Genomic DNA, 2,850 nt, shown 5'->3' with positions numbered 1-2,850 from the left:
CCGCGAAAGCGCCCGATTGTTTAACAAGGTTTCTTTTTTTCTTTTTTTCTCGTTAAAACAAACGTTATCATAGTAAATATCGCTAATAATAACACCCAATTTATTTCTCCATTTTGGAGTGTACTAACTCCAAATACTCCTATTAGAACGCCCAATAGCCCCCATATAAGATATATTTCTAATATTCTCTTCAATTTTATCCCTCCTGAAAAGCTTAATCATTACAATTTTTTCTATAATCTGGCCCAAGAAATGAATACGTTATTCGACGAAAGCGCCCGTTTATGGAAGAGATCATTAATCTTTCTGCTGCTTTTTATTCAATCCTTTTCTCTTCAAAAATTGATCGACATCGTCAGCTTTTTCTCCAGCTTTTATATGGTAAGTAAGGTCGCTCTTATCAATATAGATAAAAAAATGATCTTCATCCCTATTATAATAATCAAATTCATTCCATTTATTAGTCATATTTCTTTGTCTTTTAGGGTCATTGGGAAGATACGTAATGTGAAGTTCATCATCAGATAAGAGAGCTTTATGCTCTCCTAAAACACCTAAGTCCTTTTAGGTATGTCTTTTATTAATACTTATTATAGTATCTTTTCTATTATCTCTCACCATGTAGATAGAGTATCCAATTAATAAAATAATAAAAGATAGTAAATAAGAAAGAATCCCGTCTTCAAATATTTTATGTATAGGGAAGGCAGCTATTAATGCTATTATTAAGGCTAAAACCAGGGACCATTTTTTCTTTTTTTTGCATTTAAACTAAATTCATAATAGTTTTCTGAAAAATTCTGTATATCTCCTTCATTCTTAACATAGTTCAATTCAATTTCCATACATAATCCCCCATTAAAACAAATACATCATTCCGCAAAATGGCTATACAGTGGCAAATTGAGCGCTATGCTTTATTCCAGAAGTGCACCCGATTCTGAAATAAATTTAAAAGCTGGCAAGTCAGCCGTCTTGTTAAATCAAGTTCATTTGCACTTTTGTACCTATTATCATCAATGCCCCAAGTTACCATTATCCTCGTTAAGTGGTTCTACTACTTCTCCATTTTTATCTATTACAATACTGTCGCTTTCCTTGTTAGCCCCGGTCGAAGATGTATAATAAGTAAAAACACCAATAGTAACGATTGCTATCATTGTTAATACAATAGAAATTCTTTTTTTCATAAAGTAGTCATCTCCCTAAATATAAATTTACTTCATCTTAATCTTAACATACCTTTTTCAACTTTAATTCAATCATAGCGCCTGTTTCTGGCAGACTTTAAATAACCTAACTTATACCTTTTTAGTGACACCTACGCCCTTTAAAAAGTCTTCAACCTCATCAGTTTTACTACCTGATTTTAATTGATGCACAACATTTTTACTTTCTGCGTATATAAAAATGTTCCCATTTTCCCTTATATAAAAATCTACCTCTTGCCACAGATTCGTTATTTCTTTCTTTTGATTATTAATAAATATAATTTTAATCGAATCCTTAGTAAGAATAGTTTCTTTTTCTCCTACAAATCCCTCTTTTTTCTTTATTAAAGTCTTTTTATTATCCCTCTTAATATCATCGAAACCAGTTTTATACATAAGAAAGAAACCACCAATTATTAGTAGTATGTATATTCCGACTGGTGTTCCTGGAGAAAGCTTATCAATTAAAACAGTTATTAGGATAGGACCAGCAATAGCAATCGATATAACTCTCGACTTTTGCTTTTTATCATACTTACTATACTTGTATAGACTTTCTACAAACGTATCTATGTCTTCTTCATTAAGTGAATAATTTAATTTCATCTCCATATATCGTATCTCCCTATACCTTGAAATTTATCCACATAATGGCCCTGTGATGTAATATTGGCGCTAATCCTTATTAGAGATTAGCGCCCTATTAAGGAATAAGCTCATTCTCAATTAGATTCACTAACCTTAATTATCACCGATAATTGGAAGGAACCGATATTCCCAATGCGTCCGGCATTCATTCAATTTATAATACCCCTCAGCCTCATCTTTTGACATATAGCTACATTGCTGACGCGCATTATTAAAAACATCTTGCACTTCATTTTCTGATGCACGGTAGTGACTTAAGTCAGGAATAACCCCAATCCACGCCTGATCGGCTTTTTTATCATATCTTGATTTTAAATCATAAATCAGCACACCTATTGCCCCTTCATCCTTCACTACCCTAATTTCACTTTTATTGTTTTTTCCGTTTTCTCCAGCGACTTTCATAAAGTCTTCAAGTATATCTTTGTTTTTCAATTCATTATTTTTCAATACTACATCATCTTCATCTGGATGAAATTCTTCCCCATTTGTTTCGTCTTGTGCACTGTTATCAGATGACTCCAGTGTGCCTTCCCGTTCTTTTAATTGTAATACAGCATTGAAGACGGCAGATTGAAGACCGAATGCAATCGCATAGTTCTCACTCTGTTCCCCATCACTTGTATCAATTTTATCAATTGCTTCAAGTGCTTCGTCAATTTGTCCCTGGTCTGTTGAATCTTTTATCTTACTTGATTTTCCTTCTTTGACTGCTTCCTCGTTTTCTATCTCAAACAAATCGCTTACCTTTTCAGCTGCTACATTGATGTTATTTGCATTCTCATTTTCGGTATTGCAGGCTTGCAATACCAACACTACGCTTAAAACAATAAATAAGCTGATTGCAATAACTTTCTTTTTGGGTTTTACAGCAGATTCATTATCCGACTTCACTTTATCCCCCCTCGTAAAAACGATTATCTCCTTAACAATCAATCTGTATCAATTTTACAATGCAGGACGCAGACCCTTATTCAAGAAAGGTTAGCAG

4 protein-coding genes are annotated in these 2,850 nt (G+C 33.1%); all 4 read right to left on the bottom strand.

What is annotated here, in order from left to right:
• Positions 1-297: 297 nt before the first annotated feature.
• The 4 genes from ACW2QC_RS20085 to ACW2QC_RS20070 all read right to left on the bottom strand — a co-directional run bounded on the left by ACW2QC_RS20085 (position 298) and on the right by ACW2QC_RS20070 (position 2,753).
• Complete coding sequence (locus tag ACW2QC_RS20085) at positions 298-468, bottom strand: hypothetical protein (protein WP_457545702.1); 171 nt, start codon at positions 466-468, stop codon at positions 298-300.
• Between the two features lie 548 nt (positions 469-1,016).
• The gene (locus tag ACW2QC_RS20080; RefSeq protein WP_457545701.1) at positions 1,017-1,190 is read right to left on the bottom strand and encodes a hypothetical protein; all 174 of its coding nucleotides are present in this window, start codon (positions 1,188-1,190) and stop codon (positions 1,017-1,019) included.
• Positions 1,191-1,301: 111 nt separating this feature from the next.
• Complete coding sequence (locus tag ACW2QC_RS20075) at positions 1,302-1,823, bottom strand: hypothetical protein (RefSeq protein WP_457545700.1); 522 nt, start codon at positions 1,821-1,823, stop codon at positions 1,302-1,304.
• A gap of 129 nt (positions 1,824-1,952) precedes the next feature.
• Entirely contained in the window at positions 1,953-2,753 is an 801-nt protein-coding gene (locus ACW2QC_RS20070) for a hypothetical protein (protein WP_457545699.1), read from the bottom strand.
• Between the last annotated feature and the right edge of the window lie 97 nt (positions 2,754-2,850).

This window comes from Virgibacillus sp. FSP13 (genome assembly GCF_054048505.1).
The sequence above is the reverse complement of the archived record's forward strand: the minus strand, read 5'-3'. Positions and strand labels throughout refer to the sequence as shown.

Bases quoted from the DNA above. Each gene is read 5' to 3' on its own strand.
- ACW2QC_RS20080 (WP_457545701.1), bottom strand. From the start codon at position 1,190: ATGAAAAAAAGAATTTCTATTGTATTAACAATGATAGCAATCGTTACT.
- ACW2QC_RS20075 (WP_457545700.1), bottom strand. From the start codon at position 1,823: ATGGAGATGAAATTAAATTATTCACTTAATGAAGAAGACATAGATACG.
- ACW2QC_RS20085 (WP_457545702.1), bottom strand. From the start codon at position 468: ATGACTAATAAATGGAATGAATTTGATTATTATAATAGGGATGAAGAT.